The organism is Bacillus sp. SIMBA_005 (assembly GCF_046535585.1).
GTDB classification, from domain to species: domain Bacteria; phylum Bacillota; class Bacilli; order Bacillales; family Bacillaceae; genus Bacillus; species Bacillus pumilus.
Genome location: NZ_JAWRWI010001082.1, coordinates 1 through 240 on the forward strand (window position 1 = coordinate 1; position 240 = coordinate 240).

At 65.0% G+C, this 240-nt stretch carries 1 protein-coding gene; it reads left to right on the forward strand.

Annotation, left to right across the window (positions count from 1 at the left end):
* Positions 1-52: 52 nt before the first annotated feature.
* Positions 53-240 (forward strand): hypothetical protein (locus SB660_RS23455; RefSeq protein WP_410584979.1); only part of this gene is annotated, 188 nt, incomplete at its 3' end.

Consider the following 240-nt stretch of genomic DNA (forward strand, 5'->3'; position numbering starts at 1 on the left):
GTTGACAACTGGCGTGGCATCCCTAGACTCCATCTTGAAGTCGAGGCCGCGCATGGCACGGAAGCCGCACCCCGAACCGGAAATCGAAGCCGCGTTGCGCCATGCCGAAGCGCACGGTTGGCGGGTGCGGCAAGGCGGCGCCCATGCGTGGGGCCGGATGTACTGCCCCTACAACGACCAGGAGTGCCGGTGCGGTGAGTTCTGCATCACCAGCATCTGGAGCACGCCGAGAAATGCCTG